The organism is Acinetobacter sp. AM, assembly GCF_003105055.1.
In the GTDB taxonomy this organism is placed as follows: domain Bacteria; phylum Pseudomonadota; class Gammaproteobacteria; order Pseudomonadales; family Moraxellaceae; genus Acinetobacter; species Acinetobacter tibetensis.
The window spans coordinates 1-917 of the sequence record NZ_QETG01000054.1 but is presented as its reverse complement, the minus strand read 5'-3'; the positions used below and the strand labels follow the sequence as shown (position 1 = coordinate 917).

Genomic DNA, 917 nt, shown 5'->3' with positions numbered 1-917 from the left:
TAGATCTCTTTCATAACTCATTTTTCATTCAATTCTAAGTTGTAAATTCCAGCAATTAAATTGAATCTTAAACCGAGCCTTTTCCCTCTATTTCGATAGCGCTCTGAAAGTATTTTGAAGGTCTTGAGTACACCAAATACATGTTCAATTCCTATTCTTCTTTTATTGATTTCACGGTTATGTTGTTTTAATACAGGATCTAATTTACATCCTCGTTTTGCTTTTATTGGTATTAAACTTTTTTCATAAATCGCATAGATCCCTTGATAACCTTTATCCGCTAATACAAACGATTCTTTTGGAATTAAATGCTGATTTCTTTTAAATAATGCAAAGTCGTGTACTGCACCTTTGCACATACATAAACTTAGGATTTGCTGTGTTTTATAGTGAATGATCGCTTGTACTTTAAACGTATGTGCCTTTTGCTTGCCGCTATAGCTTTTCTTCTGTTTTTTTAGGACGTTGTACGACTATTTCTGTTGCATCTACGATAACAACATCCCAATCTAAACCTCCACCAACAGGTAATTTTTTCGGTAAATTAAATTTCTTAGAGCGGATTAAACAGTCTTCTGTATAGCGAACAATTCTTGAAGCTGTTGCTTCTGACACACCATAAGTCATTCCAACATGGAATAAAGTACGGTACTCACGCCAATAGCTCAAACAGAGAAGCAATTGGTCTTCTATGGATAATTTAGAGGGTCGCCCTGTTGATGATAAATGAAGATTGAGTACATCAATCATCACTTTATAAGTAGACCAAGATATTCCCGTTAGGCGTTTGAACTGAGGATCAGTCAGTTTCTGTATATCAATATATTTCATGCATAAATTATGCATGAAATATCAAAAAATGTCGGTGCAGAATTACAGCAAATGATTGTTCGGTTTATGAGTTATGCAAGTTGTCT

At 34.1% G+C, this 917-nt stretch carries 1 protein-coding gene and 1 pseudogene; both read right to left on the bottom strand.

What is annotated here, in order from left to right; translation table 11 throughout:
- Positions 1-17: 17 nt before the first annotated feature.
- Positions 18-401, bottom strand: a pseudogene (locus DCO44_RS16780) (transposase); the annotation flags it as partial.
- A 34-nt stretch (positions 402-435) separates the two neighbouring features.
- Positions 436-846 (bottom strand): transposase family protein, encoded by a 411-nt coding sequence (locus DCO44_RS16775; protein ID WP_080754119.1) that lies wholly within the window; start codon positions 844-846, stop codon positions 436-438.
- Positions 847-917 lie beyond the last annotated feature (71 nt).

What these genes read in the sequence shown, in the direction of transcription:
- DCO44_RS16775 (WP_080754119.1), bottom strand. Translation starts at nt 846, where the DNA reads ATGCATAATTTATGCATGAAATATATTGATATACAGAAACTGACTGAT.